Origin of the sequence: Pedobacter duraquae (assembly GCF_004362245.1) — a bacterium.
GTDB classification, from domain to species: domain Bacteria; phylum Bacteroidota; class Bacteroidia; order Sphingobacteriales; family Sphingobacteriaceae; genus Pedobacter; species Pedobacter duraquae.
On the sequence record NZ_SNWM01000003.1, the window covers coordinates 337,247 to 360,176 of the forward strand.

General features: G+C 41.3%; 26 protein-coding genes. 14 read left to right on the forward strand and 12 right to left on the reverse strand.

Annotation, left to right across the window (positions count from 1 at the left end; translation table 11 throughout):
• Positions 1–3 precede the first annotated feature (3 nt).
• The 8 genes from CLV32_RS12915 to CLV32_RS12950 all read left to right on the forward strand — a co-directional run bounded on the left by CLV32_RS12915 (position 4) and on the right by CLV32_RS12950 (position 4,848).
• A complete protein-coding gene (locus CLV32_RS12915) occupies positions 4–582 on the forward strand; it encodes a cytochrome c oxidase subunit 3 (RefSeq protein WP_133556161.1) in 579 nt (192 codons plus the stop codon).
• 30 nt (positions 583–612) lie between these two features.
• On the forward strand, positions 613–1,320 hold the full coding sequence (locus CLV32_RS12920; protein ID WP_133556163.1) for a cytochrome c oxidase subunit 3: 708 nt from the start codon (positions 613–615) through the stop codon (positions 1,318–1,320).
• A gap of 11 nt (positions 1,321–1,331) precedes the next feature.
• Positions 1,332–1,688 (forward strand): cytochrome C oxidase subunit IV family protein, encoded by a 357-nt coding sequence (locus CLV32_RS12925; RefSeq protein WP_133556165.1) that lies wholly within the window; start codon positions 1,332–1,334, stop codon positions 1,686–1,688.
• Positions 1,689–2,396, forward strand: coding sequence for an SCO family protein (locus CLV32_RS12930; protein WP_133556167.1), 708 nt, complete (start codon positions 1,689–1,691; stop codon positions 2,394–2,396).
• An 18-nt stretch (positions 2,397–2,414) separates the two neighbouring features.
• A complete protein-coding gene (locus tag CLV32_RS12935) occupies positions 2,415–2,987 on the forward strand; it encodes a DUF420 domain-containing protein (RefSeq protein ID WP_317130256.1) in 573 nt (190 codons plus the stop codon).
• A gap of 76 nt (positions 2,988–3,063) precedes the next feature.
• Positions 3,064–3,318: a hypothetical protein gene (locus CLV32_RS12940; RefSeq protein WP_133556169.1), complete on the forward strand. Its 255-nt coding sequence runs from the start codon at positions 3,064–3,066 to the stop codon at positions 3,316–3,318.
• Positions 3,311–3,979 carry a DUF2461 domain-containing protein gene (locus CLV32_RS12945; protein ID WP_133556171.1) on the forward strand — a complete coding sequence of 223 codons (669 nt, stop codon included), beginning with the start codon at positions 3,311–3,313 and terminating at the stop codon, positions 3,977–3,979. The genes CLV32_RS12940 and CLV32_RS12945 overlap by 8 nt, the downstream gene beginning before the upstream one ends.
• A 26-nt stretch (positions 3,980–4,005) precedes the next feature.
• The gene (locus tag CLV32_RS12950) at positions 4,006–4,848 is read left to right on the forward strand and encodes an OmpA/MotB family protein (protein WP_133556173.1); all 843 of its coding nucleotides are present in this window, start codon (positions 4,006–4,008) and stop codon (positions 4,846–4,848) included.
• A gap of 54 nt (positions 4,849–4,902) precedes the next feature.
• Here CLV32_RS12950 and rfbC read toward each other — a convergent pair whose 3' ends face one another.
• Genes rfbC through CLV32_RS12965 form a run of 3 tightly spaced genes read right to left on the reverse strand, consistent with a single transcriptional unit; the run spans position 4,903 to position 7,593 of the window.
• Positions 4,903–5,457, reverse strand: coding sequence for a dTDP-4-dehydrorhamnose 3,5-epimerase (gene rfbC / locus CLV32_RS12955; protein ID WP_133556175.1), 555 nt, complete (start codon positions 5,455–5,457; stop codon positions 4,903–4,905).
• A gap of 7 nt (positions 5,458–5,464) precedes the next feature.
• Positions 5,465–5,767: a DUF4286 family protein gene (locus tag CLV32_RS12960; protein WP_133556177.1), complete on the reverse strand. Its 303-nt coding sequence runs from the start codon at positions 5,765–5,767 to the stop codon at positions 5,465–5,467.
• Positions 5,768–5,781: 14 nt separating this feature from the next.
• Positions 5,782–7,593, reverse strand: coding sequence for a tetratricopeptide repeat protein (locus CLV32_RS12965; RefSeq protein ID WP_133556179.1), 1,812 nt, complete (start codon positions 7,591–7,593; stop codon positions 5,782–5,784).
• A 176-nt stretch (positions 7,594–7,769) separates the two neighbouring features.
• On the opposite strand from CLV32_RS12965, the gene CLV32_RS12970 reads away from it, so the two are divergent.
• From CLV32_RS12970 to CLV32_RS12980, 3 genes are read left to right on the forward strand one after another with little or no spacing between them, the layout of a single operon-like run.
• Positions 7,770–9,662 carry a S9 family peptidase gene (locus CLV32_RS12970; protein WP_243732307.1) on the forward strand — a complete coding sequence of 631 codons (1,893 nt, stop codon included), beginning with the start codon at positions 7,770–7,772 and terminating at the stop codon, positions 9,660–9,662.
• 9 nt (positions 9,663–9,671) lie between these two features.
• Positions 9,672–11,339: a sensor histidine kinase gene (locus CLV32_RS12975; protein WP_133556181.1), complete on the forward strand. Its 1,668-nt coding sequence runs from the start codon at positions 9,672–9,674 to the stop codon at positions 11,337–11,339.
• Between the two features lie 3 nt (positions 11,340–11,342).
• Complete coding sequence (locus CLV32_RS12980) at positions 11,343–12,032, forward strand: response regulator transcription factor (protein WP_133556183.1); 690 nt, start codon at positions 11,343–11,345, stop codon at positions 12,030–12,032.
• Here CLV32_RS12980 and CLV32_RS12985 read toward each other — a convergent pair.
• Genes CLV32_RS12985 through CLV32_RS12995 form a run of 3 tightly spaced genes read right to left on the reverse strand, consistent with a single transcriptional unit; the run spans position 12,029 to position 15,909 of the window.
• On the reverse strand, positions 12,029–13,270 hold the full coding sequence (locus CLV32_RS12985; RefSeq protein WP_208111003.1) for a metallophosphoesterase: 1,242 nt from the start codon (positions 13,268–13,270) through the stop codon (positions 12,029–12,031). The two genes, CLV32_RS12980 and CLV32_RS12985, sit on opposite strands and share 4 nt — an antisense overlap.
• A gap of 3 nt (positions 13,271–13,273) precedes the next feature.
• Positions 13,274–14,764: a sigma 54-interacting transcriptional regulator gene (locus CLV32_RS12990; RefSeq protein WP_133556185.1), complete on the reverse strand. Its 1,491-nt coding sequence runs from the start codon at positions 14,762–14,764 to the stop codon at positions 13,274–13,276.
• Positions 14,765–14,811: 47 nt separating this feature from the next.
• Positions 14,812–15,909, reverse strand: a complete 1,098-nt coding sequence (locus CLV32_RS12995) for a vWA domain-containing protein (protein WP_133556187.1) — start codon at positions 15,907–15,909, stop codon at positions 14,812–14,814.
• A 171-nt stretch (positions 15,910–16,080) separates the two neighbouring features.
• Here CLV32_RS12995 and CLV32_RS13000 point away from each other — a divergent pair, with 171 nt between their 5' ends.
• The gene (locus tag CLV32_RS13000) at positions 16,081–16,512 is read left to right on the forward strand and encodes a YybH family protein (protein ID WP_243732308.1); all 432 of its coding nucleotides are present in this window, start codon (positions 16,081–16,083) and stop codon (positions 16,510–16,512) included.
• Here the strand turns inward: CLV32_RS13000 and CLV32_RS13005 are convergent, their stop codons facing one another.
• From CLV32_RS13005 to hemW, 6 genes are all read right to left on the reverse strand, one after another.
• On the reverse strand, positions 16,513–17,394 hold the full coding sequence (locus tag CLV32_RS13005; protein ID WP_133556188.1) for a cupin-like domain-containing protein: 882 nt from the start codon (positions 17,392–17,394) through the stop codon (positions 16,513–16,515).
• A gap of 129 nt (positions 17,395–17,523) precedes the next feature.
• Positions 17,524–18,075, reverse strand: coding sequence for a fasciclin domain-containing protein (locus CLV32_RS13010; RefSeq protein ID WP_133556190.1), 552 nt, complete (start codon positions 18,073–18,075; stop codon positions 17,524–17,526).
• A 114-nt stretch (positions 18,076–18,189) separates the two neighbouring features.
• Entirely contained in the window at positions 18,190–19,032 is an 843-nt protein-coding gene (locus CLV32_RS13015; RefSeq protein WP_133556192.1) for an SDR family NAD(P)-dependent oxidoreductase, read from the reverse strand.
• Between the two features lie 180 nt (positions 19,033–19,212).
• A complete protein-coding gene (locus CLV32_RS13020; protein ID WP_133556194.1) occupies positions 19,213–20,118 on the reverse strand; it encodes a helix-turn-helix domain-containing protein in 906 nt (301 codons plus the stop codon).
• Between the two features lie 100 nt (positions 20,119–20,218).
• Entirely contained in the window at positions 20,219–21,004 is a 786-nt protein-coding gene (locus CLV32_RS13025) for an SDR family oxidoreductase (protein ID WP_133556196.1), read from the reverse strand.
• 33 nt (positions 21,005–21,037) lie between these two features.
• Positions 21,038–22,180, reverse strand: coding sequence for a radical SAM family heme chaperone HemW (gene hemW, locus CLV32_RS13030; RefSeq protein WP_133556198.1), 1,143 nt, complete (start codon positions 22,178–22,180; stop codon positions 21,038–21,040).
• Positions 22,181–22,349: 169 nt separating this feature from the next.
• On the opposite strand from hemW, the gene CLV32_RS13035 reads away from it, so the two are divergent.
• Positions 22,350–22,550 carry a DUF2683 family protein gene (locus tag CLV32_RS13035; RefSeq protein WP_133556200.1) on the forward strand — a complete coding sequence of 67 codons (201 nt, stop codon included), beginning with the start codon at positions 22,350–22,352 and terminating at the stop codon, positions 22,548–22,550.
• The gene (locus tag CLV32_RS23475; protein WP_208111004.1) at positions 22,541–22,813 is read left to right on the forward strand and encodes a type II toxin-antitoxin system YoeB family toxin; all 273 of its coding nucleotides are present in this window, start codon (positions 22,541–22,543) and stop codon (positions 22,811–22,813) included. The genes CLV32_RS13035 and CLV32_RS23475 overlap by 10 nt, the downstream gene beginning before the upstream one ends.
• Positions 22,814–22,930 lie beyond the last annotated feature (117 nt).

The window sequence follows — 22,930 nt, forward strand, 5'->3', positions numbered from 1 at the left end:
TATATGGTACAATCAATCAATCAACACGAAGTGAAGCTCGATTTTAGGGCTAAGAAATTTATAATCTGGTTATTTGTTGTTTCTTCAACGATTATGTTTGGAGGATGGACAAGTTATTACATCGTTTTTGCAGCATCGAAAGGTAAGGGGCATGGTTTGGTACTTCCTGATCTTTTTATGTATAGCACAGGCGTGCTACTGGTAAGCAGTGTATGTTTATTTTTGGCCTCCAGAGCTTTCAGAAATCAGGAATTTTCGATGCAGAAGTTCTTTCTTTGGCTTACATTAGGTCTTGGTGTTATTTTCGCTTATTTACAAATCAGCGCATGGGGAACTCTGGTACAAACAGGAGCAGTTTTCTCGAACAATAACGCAGCAATTTCGTTGATCTATGTGGTCTCAGGATTTCACATTTTACACATTCTAGCAGGACTTGGATTGGTCTTGGGCAGCCTGTTCGGGGCCTACCGTAATATTTCTGTGGACAGACAGCAATTTCGGATGGAAATAACCTCGATTTTTTGGCATTTTATAGATATATTGTGGATATATCTGTATGTTTTTTTACTTTTGAACAGTTAGACTTTTTAACAAACTATTACAATTTTTAAAATGGATTCATTATCACAATTAGATCAGGTTAAAACCGATCCATGGAGTGGCGGCCGCTCACCTTGGTCTGTAGAGTATGGCAAAGTCATGATGTGGTTTTTCCTGCTATCAGATGCCTTTACTTTTTCTTCTTTACTGGTATACTACGGAGCACAACGTTTTACGAAATTTACATGGCCTGATCCGGATCTGGTATTCCAGTCTATCCCAGGTGTTATGGACAGCGGAGCTCCTTTGGTTTTCGTAGGTATCATGACTTTTATCCTGATCATGAGTTCAGTAACGATGGTACTTGCTGTAGAAGCAGGGCACAGACGTGCTAAAAATGAAGTAATAGGCTGGATGATCGCTACAATTATTGGTGGATTCATGTTCTTAGGCTGTCAGGCTTTAGAGTGGACACACTTACACCACGAAGGTTTCTGGTGGGGATCTATTCCAGGACCTGAAGAGTTGAAACACTTCTATAATGGTGCAGTATCCGATATCGCAGCTTTACAGTTTGCAAATCTGTTCTTTACAATCACAGGATTCCACGGTTTCCACGTATTTAGCGGTGTAATTATCAACATCATTATTCTTTGCATGGTTATCAATGGTACTTTTGAAAGACGTGGTCACTACCTGATGGTAGAGAAAGTTGGTCTTTACTGGCACTTTGTAGACCTTGTTTGGGTATTCGTATTTACATTCTTCTATCTAGTTTAATCATCAATCACATGTCAGATCATAACATACATACAACAGACGAGCATGCTCATGATGAGCACGCCGGACTAAGCAAAGCCAAAATATGGCAGGTATTTGGAATTCTTTTGCTGATCACGGTAATTGAATTTATCATCGCCCTTTGGGTATTGCCAAACGGTTACCTTTCACACCATGTAGGTAACTTCGTATATATCGCGTTAACTTTAGTAAAAGCGTTCTATATCGTAGCCTATTTTATGCACTTGAAATATGAGAAATTAGGATTGCAGCTTTCACTAACTGTATCCTTTATATTTATCTTTTACTTTATCACGCTAATGCTTATTGAAGGCGGCTATTTGCACTTACATATGCCATTTCAATAGATGAAGAATTTCTCTATAAAGAAAATATTAATCCTGGTCACCATTTTAGCGGTACCGGGATTTTTATATTATTTACTACAGGATAAAGGTAAAAACAGGTATAGACCGCTTCCTTTTTTCGGTCCTAAAATTGTGGCCAATACCTTCCATAGTGTTAGGGGGAAAAAGGTTCCCGACACATTGTACCATCAGATCGCTGACTTTAAATTGCTGGATCAGAAAGGATCCGTAGTAAGCTGGGATACTTATAAAGGGAAGATCCTGATTCTTAATTTATTCTATACAAAGGGTACTAACTTCGGAGTAACCTATGCAAATAAGGCAATCAAGGCTTTCGAATTCACCTACGGTAAAAACAGAATCTTAAATTTTGTAAGTGTCAGTATTGACCCGCTACATGATACACCAGCTGTGCTCGATCCTTATGCGAAGCAATTGGAAGCTAAATACCGGAAATGGGATTTCCTGACTGGTGATAGTGCCCAGGTATATAATCTTGTAAACAAACAGCTGTTTATTGATGCATTGCAAACAAAAGATGCCAATGGACAGAAATTTATCTACAGCAATCTGTTTGTCCTGATTGATCCACAACACCGGATCCGCGGCTATTATGAAGCGACAAGTCAGGAAGCGCTCTCTAAACTTGACGATGAGATTAAAGTACTCATTACGGAAGAACTAAGAAATAATACAGACGGAAGATAATTCCGGAATCCAAATACAATGAATATAACTGATAAATTCTTTTTGCGCCTGATCTGGGTTGTTACCGCAGTAGTACTTACTGTTGTGATCATTTTAAAGCTTGCTCCGGCGCCGCAACCTATTCCGTCGTTCGTTTATGTGCTGCCACATCTAATTGGCGGTATTAACGCCCTATGCTCGGTCCTGCTAATCCTGTCCCTGATCTTCATCAAGAAGAAGAATATCCAGGCACATAAGGTGACGAATGTAATTACATTCTGCCTGTCTGCCATCTTCCTAATATTTTATATCATTTTCCACTTATATGAGAAAGATACTAAGTTTGGCGATATTGATCACAATGGTGTGTTATCAGCTGCCGAAGCTGCATCTGTAGGCGCGGTCCGGTACATCTATTACGTTATTTTGCTTACCCACATTTTGCTGGCCATCGTTGTATTACCGCTTATTCTGGTTAGCTTTTTACGCGGGTTTAACATGCAGATTGAGAAACACCGCAAAATTGTGCGCTGGGCTTATCCTGTGTGGTTATATGTAGCCGTAACAGGTGTGATTGTCTATCTGATGATTTCTCCATATTATAATTTTTGAAACGTTTTTTCGTTTTATATGTATATTTGAGCATAGGAGAAGATTGATCAATTTTCCTCCATCGTAAAATAAGTCAATGAAAAAATTAGTCTATATCTTTTTACTGGTAATTGCAATTAGTGCTGGGCAGTCGGCTCCGGTCCAGGCACAATGTGCCATGTGCACCATCAGTGCCGAGCAGGGTGTAAAGAACGGTAATACGCAAGCCAAAGGTCTAAACACAGGCGTACTTTACCTGATGGCCATTCCTTATTTACTTATCGGAAGTTTAGGCGCACTTTGGTATTTCAAATTCCGTAAAAAATCAACTCCAAGCCTGGGCCATGATTAAACGGGACACGCTTCATTTTTTAAAAGAAGTTGACCAGAATAACAATAGAGAATGGTTTGCACTGAATAAAGACAGGTATGAGGAGGCTAAAGCAGATCTTATTCAGTTTATAACTGATCTGATCCCGCTGCTTGCAAAGACCGACCCTGTTTTTTCTATCGATACACCAGCAAAAAAATGTCTGCTCCGGATTTACAGGGATGTCAGATTCAGCAAAAATAAAGATCCTTACAAAACGAATTATGGTATTTACTTTGCCCCAATTGGTAAGCATGTAAATCAACCTGGATATTATCTGCATTTGCAGCCCGGTAAATCTTTCTTCGCAGGAGGATATTGGCAGCCAGCGGCGGCAGACCTTAAGCAAATCAGGGAAGAGATTGACTATAATGGAGCGGAATTTAGAGCTATTGTAGAAGATGAAGCATTTACAAGGCTTTTTCAGTTAACCCGGGAAGACACTTTAAAAAATGCGCCGAAGGGTTACGATATTGATAATCCTTTAATAGATATACTTAAGCTTAAAAGCTTTGAAGCCGTGTATCCGCTTAAAGATGAAGAACTTTTTAAACCAGGTATTTCCAATAAAATTGATATCGCTTTTAAGACCGTTTACCCGCTGATTTCTTTTCTGAGAACTGCGGTTGCTGACAGCAATTAAACAGCCGAAAGGCCAAATAGATATACATGAAAAAACTTAGCTTAATCCTAGCCCTCGCTTTATTTTGCAGCGCTTTTAGTGCATGCCGTGTCCTTTCAACAAAAAAGTATAACGCCATGCTTGCCAAACAGGATTCATTGAATAATGGTTGGACAGAATCACAGTTAAAAAATGAAGAGCTGGAACGACTGCTCAACAAACTCAGAAAAGATACTTCCAATATCAATGGGCAATTGGCAGATCTTAGAGGTCGCTATGCTGATATGGATGCAAACTACGCTAAGTTGCGCAGTAACAGCTCATCTGAGATCAACAAATTGTCGGATGACCTTAAGAAGCGCGAGCAGCGTTTAAAGGAGGTAGAAGAGGTATTGCGTAAACGTGATGAGGCTACCAATCAGTTGAAAGAGAAATTGCAGCAGGCCCTGCTTGGTTTCACTAAGAATGGGTTGACCGTCGAGATCAAAAATGGAAAAGTATATGTGTCGCTAACAGATAAATTGCTTTTCCCTTCTGGAAGTATCGTCATCGATGAAAAAGGCAAGCAGGCATTGACGCAATTGGCTAATGTTTTAAAGCTACAACCAGAAATCAATATCGCTGTTGAAGGCCACACAGATACCCAAAAGGTAAACAACCTTGGTCAGATTAAAGATAACTGGGATCTAAGTGTACTCCGGTCAACATCTGTAGTGCGTTACCTAACGGAAGTTGAAAAGGTTGAAAGTGTACGGATGACCGCTACGGGTAAAGGAGAATTCCAGCCATTGGGGCCAAATACTACGGCTGACGGAAGAAGCAAGAATCGAAGAATTGAAATTGTACTCTCTCCAAAACTGGATGAGCTGTACGACCTCATCAAACAATAAAATAAAAGGGAGCACCGATCACGATGCTCCCTTTTATTTTATGGGTATGTATTGTTAAAAAGGGCTGCTGAAATCTGCAAATGCAGGAAGAATAAGATCTTTTTCAGATAGTAGTAATTCCGACGGATCCAGGGTGGCACTCCAGTTGATATTCAAAGTGGGATCGTTCCAGATTACGCCAATTTCAGATTCTTTATCATAGTAGTTGGTAACCTTATAGGTGAAGATCGTATCATCTTCCAGGGTTAAAAAACCATGAAGAAATCCAGGTGGTATCCATAGCTGTTTATGGTTGTCACCACTAAGCTCAATACTGAAGTGTTGTCCGTATGTTGGCGATCCTTTTCTTGCATCTACTGCAACATCAAGTACACTTCCCTGTATTACACGTACCAGTTTGCCTTGGGCAAAAGGTGCTTTTTGTGCATGTAACCCCCTAAGCGTTCCCTTTTGAGAGAAACTTTGGTTGTCTTGTACAAACGTGGCATGGATACCTGCAGCTTCAAAGTTTTTGGCACTATAACTTTCGTAAAAATAGCCTCTGTTGTCTTTCCAGACTTTTGGTTCAATTACAAAGAGATCTGCAATTGGCGTTGATGTAATGTTCATAATAAGTTTAGTCGATATATTCCATTAGGGTACGAAAAGCTACATACCTGTCTTTGAAGCGTTCATTAAGTTCGTGTTGCAAGGCCGGAGCGAAGTTAGCCTGGTAGCTCTCATAGTCTTCTATAGTTTCGGCCACGTACTGGGCGCAGAAAGTAACTCCTTCGTTTGGCGAATCTACAACCCGCAATAGTCTGTTTGAAATAAATTTACCTGTGGCCATCACTTCTGGGATATGTGATTCCTGCATCCATTGCTGCCATTCATCTGCTGCAGCATCATCAAGTATTAAAGTAACATTATATAAATACATAGTGTAAAGATAAATTATGTTCCTGTATTATCACCTCTTAATTTTCTAAAACGGGCACGGGCCTCTGTCGTGTACATGCTACCGGGAAATTCATTGATCAGGCGTTGGTATAGTGTACTGGCCTCAGTGGTATTATGCAATTGGGTTTCGTATACATCGCCAAGGGTAAAGATTGCATCATCGATCCATAAACTCTGCGGGAAGTTCGTGATAAGCTGCTGAAGCGCTAATGTAGCTTTGTCTACAGCGGCTGTTTTCAGAAATATTCTGGATTTGGCCATGAGTATGTCGTCATCAAGCGTGTTTTTTGGGTATTTAACACTGATGCTATCTAGTTTTAGCAATGCTTTTTCCGGAAGGTTTCTGAAGTTTAGCAGTTCCGCATCCGCATACATTTTCAAAGCGAGACTGTCAGCACTGCTCTGCGTATTATCGGAGATCAGGAGACTAAGATTTAGGGCGTCGTTGGCAATAAGTTGCGACGTCGATGCTTTCAATACATCGGCCTGAGATTTAGCATAACTAAAATTTCCCTGATAAAAAGATAGTTTTGCCGATCGGAATCTCGCTTCGTTCCCTATAATCTGGTTTTCAAAATCAGCAGCCACCTGCTCAAACATAAGGATTGCTTCCCAAGGCTGACCGGTTAATATATAGATATCACCGAGATCCAGTTTCAGCTGACCCTTTTCTGAGGCCGATACACCCTGGATCTTTAAGGCATCTTCCAATCCTGCTTCGGCCTGCGGTAAACTGTCCAGGTAATAGGCCTGAAGATTTGATAGTCGCTTTAGTGCCTGAAGCGTCTGCGTATTCTTTCCCGAGTTCTGCAAAAGGGCCCGGTATAAACTCGCAACTTCGGTTAGCGCCTTGCGGTCTGTTTTTCCGGTAATCGCGATGCTATATTTAACATTTATGAGTTCCATTCTGGAGGGCAGGTAGTAGGGGCTGCTTTGGCCCTTAGCAACAAGATATTCATAAGCGGATATGGCCGTGTTGTAAGCCCCGTTAGCTGCAAAGATACCTGCATTCTGATATAGACTAAGGCCCTCGCCCTGCAGTCTTGTATCCTGAGCAATGAGTTGCTTCAATGCCATGTCGTAGTTTTTCTGCTGCAGGTACTGCCAGATTAACAAATTGACAAGTACTTCTTCATCAGGATTTTTCTGCAGTTTTTTAAGCAGGGCAGTCTGAAGAACTACATAGTCTGCATCTTCTTCAAATATTGAGGATAAAATGTTCTGTGCCTGCGGCAGAAGTTGAGGTACTGCAGGCAGCGTATTCAGATATTCGGCAATCAGCCGGGCTTTGTCTTTCCTGAATCTGAAAAGGCTCAGTAACTCATAATTGAATGCCTGGGGATTATTTAGTTTTTTTCTTCCCTGTTCAAAAGCGGCGATAGCCAGGTCGTATGCTTCAAACTGGTAAAAGCTGTTGGCAAGTTCCCGAATCTTAAATTCGTCATTCGGTAAGGAAGCCAGTACGGTATTGAAGATCTTGGAAGCCTTATCACCATCGCCTTTCTCCTGCAGAATCCTACCAGCGGCGATCAGGTATTTTGCATTTCCAGGAAAAGTGCTCAGCTGTCTTTTTACCATCTGTGTGGCCACATCAAACTGTTTGGTCTTAAGCAAGCTATTCAGATAATTGTCAAAATATCTGTCATCCTGGGATTGTTCGAACAACCGCTGGTATACTACAACGGCCTTCTCATAGTCGCCCTTCTCATACAAACGATAAGCAGCCATGTCGTCGTTATCGAACTGAGCAAAGCTGAAAAAGCTTTGTGAAACTAAATACAGGAAGATAAGCAGGACTTTGCGCATAGACATTTTATTCTGTAACGTTAAAATTAGTATTTTAAATGTTACCAAGTTTATATTTCGATTGCTTTAAATATCATTAATTTGAGATTATGTAATCTCGATGCAGAGTAAGTAACAATGTTGGTGTATTGTCCCAATGGCGAGCTAGTGTTGTGTACTTTTGTAAGCTATTTAATATGATGAACGGGTATAAGAAATTTTTATGGTTTGCTTTATTGCCGCTATGGTTTGCCTGCAAACCTGGCAAGGGTAAACTTATTCCTGTAAACGATTTCTTTAAATCACAGGATAAAGTGTCCTTCGCATTATCGCCTAATGGGAAGACATTGTCTTACCTTAAGCTGACGGATAAGGTTCAGAATATCTTTATTGAGAACACTGAGGGCGGAGAATCTGTTCAGGTAACAAAACTTTCTGAAAAGGGAGTAGGCTTTTATTTTTGGGTGAGTGATAATGAGCTGATCTATTATAAAGATAAACAAGGGCCAGGGCGGCAATCAGATGTATTTATCATTGATAAATCAGGAAATAACCAGCGACAGCTTAATGATAACGCCAAGAGCAGAATGCGCGTGTTAAAGGATCAGCTGATCGATAATAAATATCTGCTCGTATCATCAAATAAGCGCGATTCTACGGTATTCGATGTGTACAGGCTTAACGTGAGGGACGGTAAGATGGAGATGGCAGCCAGAAATCCAGGGAATATTACGGACTGGATTACGGATTCAAAAGGTAAACTCAGGTTGGCTACATCCAGTGATGGGGTGAATGAAACACTACTTTACCGCGAGAATGAAAACATGGCTTTTACGCCTATTCTGACTAATAACTTCAAGACCACGTTAAAGCCAATTGCCTTTGCTGAAACACGGCCACATACGATTTATGCAATATCCAGTGTAAACAGGGATAAAAATGCATTGGTGGAGCTGGATTGTAATACGGGTAAAGAAACGCGTGTGCTTTTTGCTAACGATACACTCAACGTTGTAGACGCACAGTACTCCAGAAATAAGAAACGAATGGCCTTCGTTGTATGTGAAACATGGAAAAAAGAGAAATTCTATCTTGATGATACAGTAAAAGCTTTTTATGCTAAGCTAGATAAGCTGCTGCCAAAAACAGAGTCTCGAATCATTGACCGCGATAAGGCAGAGAACGTGTTTATCGTGCGGACATTTACGGACAAAAACCCGGGGTCTTACTACCTGTATTTTGCCGATAAAGGCGTAATCAGGAAACTCAGTGATTTCAATTCCGCTATTCGCGAAGAGCAGATGAGTGAAATGAAACCAATTTCCTTCATCTCCAGAGATGGGCTTAAAATTAACGGCTATCTAACAATGCCGATTAACAGGCCAACGAAAAACTTACCTGTTGTTGTATTACCACACAATGGCCCTGGAAACAGAAATACCTGGGGCTATAATGCCGAAGTTCAATTTCTGGCGAGCAGGGGTTATGCGGTGTTTCAGGTTAATTTCAGAGGATCATCTGGCTATGGCAAGGAGTTTATGGCCGCAGGCTTTAAGCAGTGGGGAGGAAAGATCAATAATGATATCAACGACGGCGTAAATTGGCTGATTAAACAACATATTGCTAATCCAAAGAGAATTGGGATTTATGGGGTAGGCCTGGGTGGTTATCTGGCATTGAACAGTGTCTACTCAAGTCCGGGTTTGTATAATTGTGCAGCATCAAATTCTGGTGTAATCAACTTATTTAGTTATCTGAAAGCTGTACCGCCATTTTTGAAAACTAATTTACAGATGTACTATACCATTATCGGTAATCCCGATACTGAAGTAGATTACATGCGCCAGGCATCACCCGTCTTTCATTCAGATAAAATAGATGTTCCGGTATTTATTGCTCAGAGTCCAAAGGATCAATGGGTGAATTCAGGAGAAGTTATTCAGTTTGTAAAGGAATTAAAGAAGAAAAATGTCAACGTCACCTATTTTGAAAAGGATAAGGAGTCTTTTCCTATTCCGAATGAGGAAAGCCGTCAACATTTATACGTAGCTTTAGAACAATTTCTGGACGTCAACCTGAAAAAGAAATAGCTCAACCTAATGACCTCAGTTAAGAACAGCGGTTACCGAAAAAACTTCTCCTTGATCGTACTGTTTCTGATCCTGATCTCTGTACTTTTTATTTTATCACTCTTTCTGGCTTATAACTTCAGTAAGAAGTTCATTGAGAATGAGTTTGTCTCAGAAAAAGTTAAAGTACTTGAAAGCAGCATAAAGCCTTACAATGACTTTTTCCAGAATAAACTACCTGAGGTGTCCTATTATAACGGATATCTGGATTCGGCTACTACATCAAGGTTTGTAGATACGCTTTTACTGCAGTATCCATTTGTATCGCAGGTTAACTTCTACGATGCGGAGGTAGGCAGTACACCGGTAACGAATGGGCTAAACACCGGGCATTTTTCTTTCGGGCCAAAATATATCTATCAGTTCGGCAGTTTGGTTCCTGCAGATTCAGTCAAGATCTTTTCCAAAAGCAAACCAGGTAAATTTAGCAGGGGCGATGATTTTATGACCCTGGGCTTTAAGCTGATCTCTTACATCGAAACACTCGACACCACAAAAGCTCCCAATGCGGATGAGTTGTTTAGTAATTTCAGTATTGTCAGATCCAACAAAATCACTTACCTGAATATTCCACGCTTTGAAGATCTGAAAGTCTACAAGCAGATGATGCGTACAAAGCTGAAGACTTCTCCTGTATATCAGCAGGATATGTTATCTTTTTTCCTGGACCCGTATAAAATTAAGATCATTAATACAAAACCTAAACTGTATGAGACTATCCGGATAGAACCTTTAACCTATGATCCTCTGGATACTTCGTCTGATTACAGTACTACTGAGATTACCTTACCAGGTCCTTTCTCTGACTATAAGCTTTATTTTAGTTCGGCTAATTCCTTTGTTGATAAGGCTGTTTTTGAGTATTTCCTGCCTATTGCACTGATCGTGTTATTCTTTTATGCCATTTTGGTACTCATCGCCTTCCTGATTTATAGGAACTTAAATATCAACCATAGGATGTTTAAGCTGCAATATGATTTTGTAAACAACCTCACCCACGAGTTCAAGACGCCGGTTAGCGTAATTAAGATCGCGGGAAACAATATCAAGAGTGCTGCCTCCCTTACAGAAAGAGAACAGCAAATGTATGGACGTATCCTGGATGAGGAGGCAGATAAGCTCAATGGCTTGATGAATAAGCTTTTGGCGTTTACACAAATTGAGAATAAGGCGATACAACTAAATCAGGACGAGATCAATATCGTAGATTTCATCGAAAGTACCATTGAGTCTCATCAGCTAAAATATCCTGATTTCAATTTCACTTACGAGGTTAATGGCTTTACGAGTTTTGTAACCGATCCTGTGTTGCTGGGTAGTCTGTTCGATAATTTGGCCGAAAACGCCTATAAGTACTCTCCCGTATCGCATAAATTCCTGCACGTTACGGCGAAGTTGATTAAAGGAAAAATTGTATTTAGATTTACAGACCGTGGAATAGGTATTCCTGCTCCAGAAATAAATAATATCTTTAAAAAGTTTTACAGGATTCAGAACCAATACAACCAAAATGGAAGTGTGGGGCTTGGATTGGCTTTTTGTAAAGAACTGGTTAACTTTATGAAAGGTGAAATAACTGTTAAGAGTAAAGTAAACCAGGGAACGGAATTTAAAATAGTATTACCATATAACGATTAAAACATGTCTAAAGGGATTAAAATACTGATAGTTGAAGATGATGAAAACCTGAGGTTTTTGGTCGTACACCGTTTAAAGGCTGAAGGCTATGACGTACTTGAAGTGGGCGACGGAGAATTGGCAGAGAAAACAATCCTGTCTGAAAAGCCTGATATTGTGTTATTAGACTGGATGCTTCCCGGTAAGCAGGGAGCTGAGGTATGCGAAGATGTGCGCAAACAAGGTTATGAAGGTCTGGTGATCATGATGACTGCAAAAGCACAGGACGTTGATAAAATTGATGCTTATAACTTTGGTGCATCTGATTATGTGACCAAGCCTTTCAACATGGATGTACTTGTTGCGATGCTTGACAGCAAGGTTAAATTTTTGCTGAATAATGACCGTTCCGAGATTCACCGTTTTGGTGATATGGAGCACCACCCCAATATTCATACCTTATACAGACAGGGTAGAAAGATTGAGCTCACGATTCTTGAAAACAGAATTCTTTTATATTTCCTGCGTAACCCTAATAAGGTGATCAACAGAGATGAGCTTATGCTGGTGGTATGGGGTTATAATTCAGATGTGAACACGCGTACACTTGACATGCATATTGTACGGCTGCGTAAAAAAATAGAGCTTAATCCTGATAATCCGCAACTGTTGCAGACCGTGCGTGGTGTAGGTTATCGTTTTAATGCAGGTTAAGCATTTTTTAGGGTAAATATGGTGATCTCTGGCAGTATTCCAACTCTGCCAGGGTATCCCAGAAATCCATATCCAACGTTCACATAGAGCTGTTGTTTCTGTTCGGTATACATACCTGCCCACTCCTTGTAGATATATTCTACAGGACTCCATTGGTACTTTTCTGTGCGCACACCAAATTGCATCCCATGGGTATGCCCACTAAACATAGCATCGATCTGAGGATATTTTGGCAATACCTCTGCACGCCAGTGTGAAGGGTCATGGGAGAGCAGGAGTTTAACAGGGAGATCATCGGTGTTTTGAACAGCGAGATCCATCCGTCCATATTTTGGAAAACGACCCATGCCCCAGTTTTCAATGCCTAGAATCCCAATCTCTTCTCCATCAACCTTAAGTCTCCGATTCTCGTTCATCAACAAATCGTAGCCCATCACTTTGTGTGTAGCGATAACATCTTTCAAGTTCTTTGCCTTGGCAGGAGAATTACCTTTTCCAAAATGATAATCCCCATAATCATGGTTTCCTAATGTCGAATATACGCCGAGTGGAGCCTTAACCTTCGTGAAAATATCCTGATAATCGCGCATCTCAGTTGCCATATCGTTCACCAGATCGCCGGTAAAGAAAATAAAATCAGGCTTCTGGGCGAGCAGCATTTCTACGCCGCCTTTTACCGCTTTAGGGTTATAAAAGCTTCCAGAGTGAATATCTGAAATCTGGCCCATGCGGATACCGTTGAACGCTTTGGGTAAATTGGGTAGAATAAGGTCGACATGTCTGATCTGATAGTCGTACGCCCCCGAAATAACGCCCCAGCTCAACGAGGTAAGCGGCACTGCCGCTGCAACAATACCTGCTTTAATGAGGAATTCTGACCTGCTGATCGGTTCTGCTACGGTATCTACTGCCATCGCGTCTTTTTTCTTTCTGAAAATGCTTATAATAAGTCTTCTTAGATCGTCAATAAGCAGGAATGGAAGCATAACCAGCTTGCAGCCGCAGGTCAGGAAGAAAGCGACTAAAATTATAGCTCTCAAAGTGAGGAATAGATTTAGATAGATGCCTGCAAACACACCGAAGATCAGAGCCAGGTTATACGTCCACCATAAAACGGTAAAAGCCTTTTTTGTACTTGGCTGCCATTTTTTGAAAACAGACAATACAGCCTTGTAGAAATAATAGTCAAACGCTATTAACAACAGGCATAATGGTATCAGTATGGAAATTCTACCCATCGCTTATTTATAATCTATGTCATCTTCGTCATCCAGGTCTACATTAAATAGACTGTCGAACATGTCTGAAAATCCAAAGCCACCTTCCAGGAAATTTTTGTTTAGCTGACTGTATTCAGCTAATCCATGTAAAACAAATTCCATTAGTAATAGTGTTTGATTGGCGCTGAGCTTAGGATGGAATTTCTTCACAAGATCATATAAGCCAGAAACCAGCATGAGTTCTTTTTTATATTGGGCAGCAGTGAGCGAATCTGATAGGTCGAGCGTATTTCCATCAGTAAACCAGTCGGTAATCAATTGGTAAGGATTGCCTTTTTTGCTTTTCTTAGCTAATTCAGGATCTGGGAAATAGCGTGAGAATAAAGTCTTGATCGCTTTTCCAATTAAGGTGTTGGCTACTTTTGCGGGACCTTCAAGTTCACCTTCGTAAACCAACTCAATTTTACCCGTTACTGCAGGAATGATCCCGGTTAAGTCGGATAAACGGACAAAGGTAGACTTCTCCCGGTTGATCAGCATCCTTCTTTCTGCCGTACTTACCAGATTCTCATATGCTGAGATTGTTAACCTGGCAGAGACGCCTGATTTCTGGTCAATGAATTCGCTTTTTCTGGCTTCAAAAGCAACCTGTTCAACAAGGTCTTTTACCAGTCCGTCAACCTCTATTAATTTCTGCTCTTCGGTCAATCTGGCCTCCTGGAAGGTGATTTTTCTGGAGATGCTGATCGTTTTAGGGTAGTGGGTCAGAATCTGACTTTCAATGCGGTCTTTCAATGGCGTAACAATAGAGCCCCTGTTGGTATAATCTTCGGGATTTGCAGTAAATACAAATTGAACATCAAGCGGAAGTCTCAGCTTAAAGCCACGAATTTGAATATCTTTTTCCTGCAGCATATTAAACAATGCCACCTGAATTCTTGCCTGTAGATCGGGAAGTTCATTGATCACGAAGATACTTCTGTGTGCACGTGGAATAAGGCCAAAGTGGATCACGCGCTCATCATTATAGGTCAGTTTTAGCGTAGCTGCCTTAATTGGATCAACATCACCAATTAAATCTGCAACAGTAACATCTGGTGTGGCAAGTTTCTCTGTGTAGCGCTCTGAGCGGTGTTGCCATAATACAGGGGTATCATCACCGTGTGTTTTGATCATATCCATCGCATACCATGATATTGGATTGAGTGGGTCGTCAAAAATCTCGCTGCCGCCAACATAAGGAATATACTCATCGAGCAAATTAACCATCAGTCTGGCAATACGTGTCTTGGCCTGTCCGCGCAGACCCAGCAATAAAATGTTATGTCTGGAAAGGATTGCAGTCTGTAATTCCGGAATCACGGTTTCATCATAACCCAGAATGCCCTCAAAGCCTGCATCTTTATTCTGCAGTTGGGTGATCAGGTTTTTGCGTAATTCATCTTTAACACTTAGGGAAACATAGCCGGAAGCTTTAAGCTCACCGAGGGTCGATATCGAGGTATAATCCATTTCTTAGTTAAAATTATTGCCGCTGAAGCAGCAGGAATTGGTATGTATTAACGTACGGTCTTTTTTCTGTTTTTAATGTAGTCTTCAAATATGTATTCACCAAGTCCGTTTAGTGAGCTATAAAATGCGCGGCCGCCGTTGATTTCGGTAAATTCGCGTACAAACTGCTGCAGGTATGGATCTTTGGCAATCATAAAGGTGGTAATAGGAATATTAAGCCGCTTGCACTGCGCAGCCATATTTAATGTTTTGTTGATCACCTTTCTATCCAGACCCATGCTGTTTTTGTAATACCGTCCGTTTTCTTTCAAACAGGTAGGCTTACCATCGGTGATCATAAAAATCTGCTTGTTATGTGTTTTGCGTCTCCTCAATAAATCTGTAGCTAGCTCCAAACCGGCAAAGGTATTGGTGTGGTAAGGGCCAACTTGTAAATAAGGAAGATCCTTGACCGTAATGGGCCAGGCGTCATTGCCAAAAACAACAATATCAAGCGTATCTTTCGGATAGCGGGTGCGAATAAGTTCTGCAAGTGCCATGGCCACCTTTTTGGCAGGAGTAATCCGGTCTTCACCGTAAAGGATCATGGAATGTGAAATGTCGATCATAAGCACTGTAGAGGTGAGGGTTTTGTAGTCCTTTTCCTCAACTTCCAGGTCTCTTTCTGTAAGCGTAAAATTGCCGATACCATGATTGATCTGTGCATTTTGTATCGATGCAGTCATGTCGATCTGATCAAGGCTGTCGCCGAATGAATATTCGCGACGATCAGCATTTTTTTCTTCCCCCAGTCCGGAGATATTGGAGTTGTGATTTCCCTTTCCCGCTTTTTTTAACTTTCCGAAGATTTCCTCCAGGGCCGATTGCCTGATCGTTTGCTCCGTTTTAGAGGTGATCTTTAGGTTGCCGTCGCGTTTATCTTCGCTGATATAGCCTTTTTCTTTAAGCTCGTCAATGAAGTCGCCCATGCCGTATTCATTATTCGTAAGCTTGTATTTCTTGTCCAGCTCATTCATCCAGGCTAAAGTTTCCCCGGCATCACCGGCGGTATAATTTAACAGTTGGGTGAATAATTTCAGCAGTTCATCAAAACCACCCTTAGGCAGGTCATCAGGTGTAAAGTCGGAAAAATGAAAACCTCTCATGTGTGTTGATTAACGAATTATCTAAGGTAAAAGTTTGATGTCGTATAATTTTAAGCAAGGTGTCATATTACTGTTAAGACCTTGCTTATGGAGAAAGCACGTTTTTAGATGTAGTATTCGTCAATTTAAGTATATTGCTATGCAAAAGATTCAACTTAATCGTCATCATTTATGAACATCATGAAACGTGCTTTTCTTTCTCTATTATTGGTAGTAGCCTTGTCTGCGGTGAGTTATGCCCAGGATCAGCAGGGAATTGTCAATGTGCTGAATGCGCAGAGTAGTGCCTGGAACAAGGGGGATCTTGTAGGATATATGCAGGGATACCAGCAAAGTGACAGTCTGTTGTTTGTAGGTAGAAGCGGCCCCACCTACGGCTGGAAACAAACACTGGCAAATTACCAGAAGAATTATCCGGATAAACAAGCCATGGGTTTTCTGACTTTCGATATTAAAAAGGTTCAATTAATCTCCGGTGATACAGCATTTGTATTGGGCGCATGGCATCTGAAGCGTCAGAAAGATGAGCCACAAGGATATTTTACACTAATCTTTAAAAAGTTTAAGACGGGCTGGAAAATCATTGCTGATCACAGCAGTTAGCTATTTAGGCAAACCTTTGGCTAATGCGCGCTCAGCACGTTTTATAGCAAGCTTTTCCCTCCACTTGGCATAAGGGGCTTTAAATACCATTTTAAGTACGCTATCAACGCCGCCTTTAATTGCCAGATTGCCCAGACTCTGGATTTTTCTAACAATGGATTTATCCCAGGCCCTAAGGGTTAGTGAGAACGAGCCATCCAGATATTTCATCCAGTGCCACATGCCCGTAGGCATAAACAGCGTGTCGCCGTGTTCCAGAAACACTTCATAACCTTCTACACCGTCTAACGCCGGGAACTTTTTGATATCAGGATTGGCTACATCGTAATCTTCCAGCGCATACGTGGCATTAGGGATGCAATACAGTCTTTCTTTCCATTTATTATCAAACAGGATGATATGTTTTCTTCCGCCAAAGTGTGTATGGAAAAGATGAGGCAGGTCGATATCATAATGCAGGAACGTTACTGAGTTTGATCCTCCAAAAAACATTGCCGGCATACTTTCGATAAATCCACCCATCAGGTCTTTAGGAATAACAATATCGTCTACCAGACTCGGCACATGTTTGAACAGGTTGAAAAAGAAAATCCGGAGTTCGGTCGGCTTTGACTTGATCAGGTCAAGATAATCACCAAATCGCATTTCAGCTACAGATGCATTGATGGGCTTTGAAGGATCTGCCTTCGAGTTGTCCATTAAACTTACGTTTAGGTCTCCACCGATTTGTTTGAGATAGTCCGTCGTCCATTTTTCACGGGCGGGCCACGACTTGGTCAGGCCTTTGATGATCAACGGTTTTCTCTTATCCAGATAATTTTTTTTAAAATCAGCGGGAGTAATGTTTTCAACGGTGTCAACCGGCTTCAAGATAAAGCTCATAGAATAGGGGTCTAGCTGGTAATGAGCAAATGTAGATAAAATATTCTTTTTATTAATTACAAAAAAAGGCGCCATTTGAGCGCCTTTCCTTTGCCATAGAGGCATGTTTTTATAGGTATCTTGTAGGGTCTAATTTGGCATTAACACAGTATCAATCACGTGGATGACACCGTTGCTCTGCATTACGTTGGCGATGGTTACTTTAGCCATACCGCCTTTCTCATCCGTAAGGATCAGATCTTTGCCACTCATAGAAGCCCACAACTTACCTCCGGCAACAGTGGTCAACTCAGCTTTACCACCACCGGCTTTGATTGCTGCGGCGATATCCTTACCAGTCATCTTTCCTGCCACAACATGATAGGTAAGAATTTTGGTTAAAAGTGCTTTGTTTTCTGGTTTTAATACAGCATCCACTGTGCCAGCTGGCAACTTGTCAAAAGCCGCATTTGTTGGTGCAAATACAGTAAAAGGTCCTGCGCTCTTTAAAGTTTCTACCAGGCCGGCAGCTTTTACTGCAGCAACTAGTGTGGTGTGGTCTTTGGAATTTACGGCGTTGTCAACAATGTCTTTGTTGGCATACATCGCCGCACCGCCAACCATTGGGTTTTTCTGTGCGTAAACCTGGGTAGAAAATGCCATAGTTACTAAGGCAAAAGCAGATAAAATAATGTTTTTCATAGTAGGTGTTTTTTGTAAAGGCAGATACGGCGTTTACAAATCCTTGGATGTGGGAATAGACATACTATTTTTAAAAATAGCTCTTAGAGCGTTCTAAAGGCACAATTTTAAATTTTAAAAACCAGTATTCACAGTTGTTTCTTTCCATTGCTCAAGATCGTTCTCGATAATCTCGATTTTCGCTTTCGCAAATTCATAGGCGTCCTGACCCAAAAACAGGTGTACAGGAGGTTGTCCGGATTCTGCTACTTTGATCATTGCCGCTGCAGCTTTTTCTGGGTCTCCCGGTTGGTTTCCATTGATGTCGTCCTGGTGCATTTGCTGTGAATCACGAACAGATTTATAGGCATCTATCGGATGTTGTGGTACCTGTAGTGAACCTTCAGTCAGGAAGTTTGTACGGAAATATCCGGGATATACAACAGTAGCCCATATCTTGAAATCACGAACCTCTGCTGCCAGTGACTCCGTCAATCCGTGAACCGCAAATTTTGTTGCGCAGTAAATGCCGAAGCCAGGGAAGTTACCCGTAAAACCACCAACGGATGAAATATTGAAAATGTGACCGCTTTCCTGTTTGCGCAGGTGTGGCATCACCTTGCGGATTACGTGTAGCATTCCAAAAACATTCACGTCAAAATTTGCTCTTGCTTCTTTGTCGCTAAGTTCCTCAAGTCCACCTGCCAGTCCATAACCAGCATTATTTACCACGATGTCGATGTGACCGAAGTAGTCAACTGCCTTTTCAATAGCCTCCCCAACACTGTCCTCTGATTGTAGGTTCATGGCCAGGGGCAGGAATGCCGATGTAGCCAGATCTCCTAATGCATCAGTTAAATCCTGAGCATTCCGTGATGTCGCTGCAACATCATATCCATTGTTTAATAATTGTTTTACCAGGCTTAAGCCCAGTCCTTTTGAGGCTCCTGTAACGAACCATACTTTTTTGTTTTCCATCTGTCTTTTTGTTTAAGAAGCCATTATGATCTCGTTGATCCAAATAGATGATGATGGCTTCTGCTATTTGAATTTAACAATACAAAAGTAGACAGATGGGGAAAGGCAGGATTGCGTAATTCAATGCGTTTATTGCAAAATTCAAACAGAATGTATGGTTGGGTTGGTTTTCGCTGCCGACTATAAGTTTCTGAAAGCAGAAGGAGTATGTTGGGTCTGCTTTTTAAAGAAATTATTGAAGTGGGCAGACTCCTCAAAGCCCAGCGTATAACCGATCTCAGCAATATTCCATCGTGTATGCCTAAGCAAAGATTTAGCCTCGGTAACGATGCGTTCAGCAATCAGATCCGTTGTGGTTTTACCTGTTGTTTCCTTGATCGCACGATTCAGGTGGTTAACGTGTACCGCAAGTTGGTTGGCATAATCTTTAGCCGAACGCATCCCAAAACGTTGGGTAACGTTCTCTATAGGAAACTGCCTTTCCAGTAGTTCTGTGAAAACTGCCGTAATCCTGGACTTAGCATCGGGATGTTGATACAGATTTTCATTAGGTTGCGATTTTAAAGCGAGATGAATCAGCTCCGCAACATAATTCCTGAGCTGGTCATATTTATAAGCATAGGATGAATCTATTTCAGTAAGCATTTTATTAAAGAGGAGGTTAACCTCCTGATGCTGTATATCAGTTAATATGTAAGCAGGCCGGCCTCCAGGGATATACATTGGGAGTTCTTCAATACCACCCCTGATTTTTTCGTTAAAAAAAGATTTAGAAAAGATGCAGAAAAAACCTGTCTTATCTTCTGATATAGATTCCCAGGTGTAAGGCACCTTAGGATTAAAAAACATGAGAGTGGGTCCGGATACCTCAATGCTTTTGTCTGCATAATGATAAATGATCGTACCTCGTGTGAGTGCGATCTTATAAAAATCCCTTCGGCTATACTGTATAGGGGTTGAACCCGGGCCTATGCAGTCTTCCATTCTAAATACATTAAAATGTCCAATGTCATCCTGCATGTTTAGCGGGAGGTGGTCAAACTTGTGACTGTAGAATTCTTCGAGTGTTTCTGTTTTTATCGACATCTTCTTGTTGTGCTAATCTTCTACGCGATCTCGTTGGGGGGTATGCATCAGCCGGTGCAAAGTTATCGAAATACATATGAATTGCGAAATTCAAACCTGTCTAAGTTACCTTTGCCTTTCTCATAAACTTCGAAAACCGGATTGGGAAGAGTCTTTTGAACAAGACGCCCTTTGTTTCTTTTCCGCCGATATATACTTCTTCTCTCTTTGCTGCCACAGCACGAACAATTTCCGCCGCGCAGGCTTCAGGAGTCATGCCATTTCCCTGCGCCTCGTCCATCGTGCCTTGTTTTGCACCTGTAGCGTTAAGCGCGTTTATTGTAATATTGGTCTTGATAAAACCGGGGCAAATAATTGTGAGGCTGATATTCTGATCAAATACCTCTGCCCTTAAAGAGTCGAAGTAGCCATGTAATGCATGCTTCGATGCTGCATAGGCAGATCTTAGCCTGGTGCCGAACTTGCCAACAAGGCTACTGATTACCACGATCTGGCCGCCACCCTGTTTAATCATCATAGGAAGTACTGCCTTGCTTAAGGTCACTGTTCCCCAGAAATTAATGTTCATGATCTTTTGCTCGACACTCAGTGGGGTTTCTAATGCCAGGGCGCGCTGACTTACTCCGCCAGAGTGAATCACCAGGTCTATAATCCCGAAGATTCGCATAGCATCTGCCGCTTTCTGTTCAAGACTTGCTGTATCCTCAAGGTCCAATGGCAGTACATGGACGGTTACGGGGCTTGCGCAATTTGATTTTACACGGTACAGCTCATCCCGGTTGCGTGAAGATAGAATCAGTTTTGCACCCTGTTTGTTATAGGAGTAGACCAATGCCTCACCAATTCCCGAAGATGCACCTGTAATCCAGACTACTTTGTTTTTCATGACTAATTGTATTTTTTCTATATCCTGTGATCCTTATCTGTGGTCATCTTCGCTGAGGAAAAACTCTGAAGCAATATAATCTGCAAAGAATTTCCCGTCGGGTGTAAGTCTGATGGTATCAAGATCGCGCTCAAGCCAGTTACTTTCTATAAATGGCTGCATATTTTTTAATGTATCGGCATAGTAATGTTTCCCGTATATCGATTTAACCTGCTCAAGATTTGCACCCCACATTGTACGCAGGGAGGTCATCATATACTCATTAAAACGATCATATTGATCTAACTCTTCTACTGTTTCAGCTAATTTCCCATTCAGCAGTTGCTTGATATATACTGCATTATTAGCAACATTATGGTATCTATTGGTGCCATCAAATCCATGCGCAGAAGGGCCTATGCCCAAATAGGGAACGCCCCGCCAGTAGTTGGTGTTATGTAATGCATATTTACCAGGCTTGCTGAAGTTGGAGATCTCATAATGTTCGAAGCCAGCTGCGCCGGTTTTTGATATCAGTGTTTCAAACTGGTCGGCGCTCTGTTCATCGTTTAAAGGAATCTGCTTGCCGCGCTTTATGGCATGCGCAAGTGCCGTTTTAGGTTCTACGGTAAGCGAGTATGCTGACAGATGTGGTGTTTCCAGACTGATCACTTTTTGGATGTTTTGCAGCCATTTTTCATTTGTGAGCAGAGGATATCCATAGATCAGATCAAGGCTCAGGTTTTCAAATCCCGCGTCCTGACTGCGTTTTACGCAACTCTCCGCTTCGGTAGCGGTATGCGCGCGATTCATCCAAACCAGGTCTTCATTGAAAAAAGATTGAATTCCGATACTAAAGCGGTTTACGGGAAGTGCACGCAGACCGCCAATTTTTTTTGCATCCAGGTCATCGGGATTGGCTTCAAGCGTAATCTCCGCATCCTGATCGATAGAGAAGTGCTGCGTCAGCGTATCAAATATTTTTTGAAGCGAAGCGATTGGCAACACCGATGGCGTACCACCGCCAAAGTAAATGCTGCCAATTTGTTGCCCGTTAAGTCTTTCTTTTTTTAAAAGAAGCTCCGCACAGATAGCGTCAGTCATTTCATCAACATACTGTAAGGACGTAGAAAAATGAAAATCGCAATAGGTGCACGCTTTTTTACAGAATGGGACGTGGATGTAAATGCCTGCCATGCTGCAAAGGTAAGGATTATGATTAACTCTCGTTTGTGACTTAGGTCGTCTAATTAATTGTCAACTTCTTTTATTGTTTCCGCAATTCTGCATTTTTTCGTGTTAATCAAGAGTAACTGCCAAATTACGCGGTATAGTTATTGTAGGAAATAATTGTTAAATTTGTGATATGCAACCTCTAGTAATACATCCTGAAAATTCGGATCAACTAACAGCTATTAAGGCTATTCTAAAAGTACTCAAAGTTCCTTATGAGTCTCAAGAAGAGGTTTCTTTGCCTAAGGTAACTAAAACAGATATAGACAAAGCTTACAATGGCCACAGAGAAGGCTTGTATACTGTTGTAGAAGGTGAAGATCTGTGGAAATAAGATTTTCTGAATTAGCTTTAAAACAAAGGGATCTTATTAAAAAGAGCGGAGACTTATCCGCTCAGAAGAAGATATCCAAATTTCTACAGGAAATAGTAGACAATCCTTACGGAGGGACTGGTCATCCGGAACAGCTTAAACGTTATAAAATCCGCACCTTTAGCAGGAAAATTGACAAAAAAAACCGATTCATTTATTCTCTGCCCTTAACTGAAAACATAATTGAAGTATTATCTATATGGGGACACTATGAAGATAAATAAATATTAAGCAGGTCATTGAATGCTTACATATGTCTCCTTATAATAAATGCAATCCCATAAATCTGTCCAAAACAATTTGCTAATAAGTTATCATTGCGAAAGCTCCAATTCTTTTGC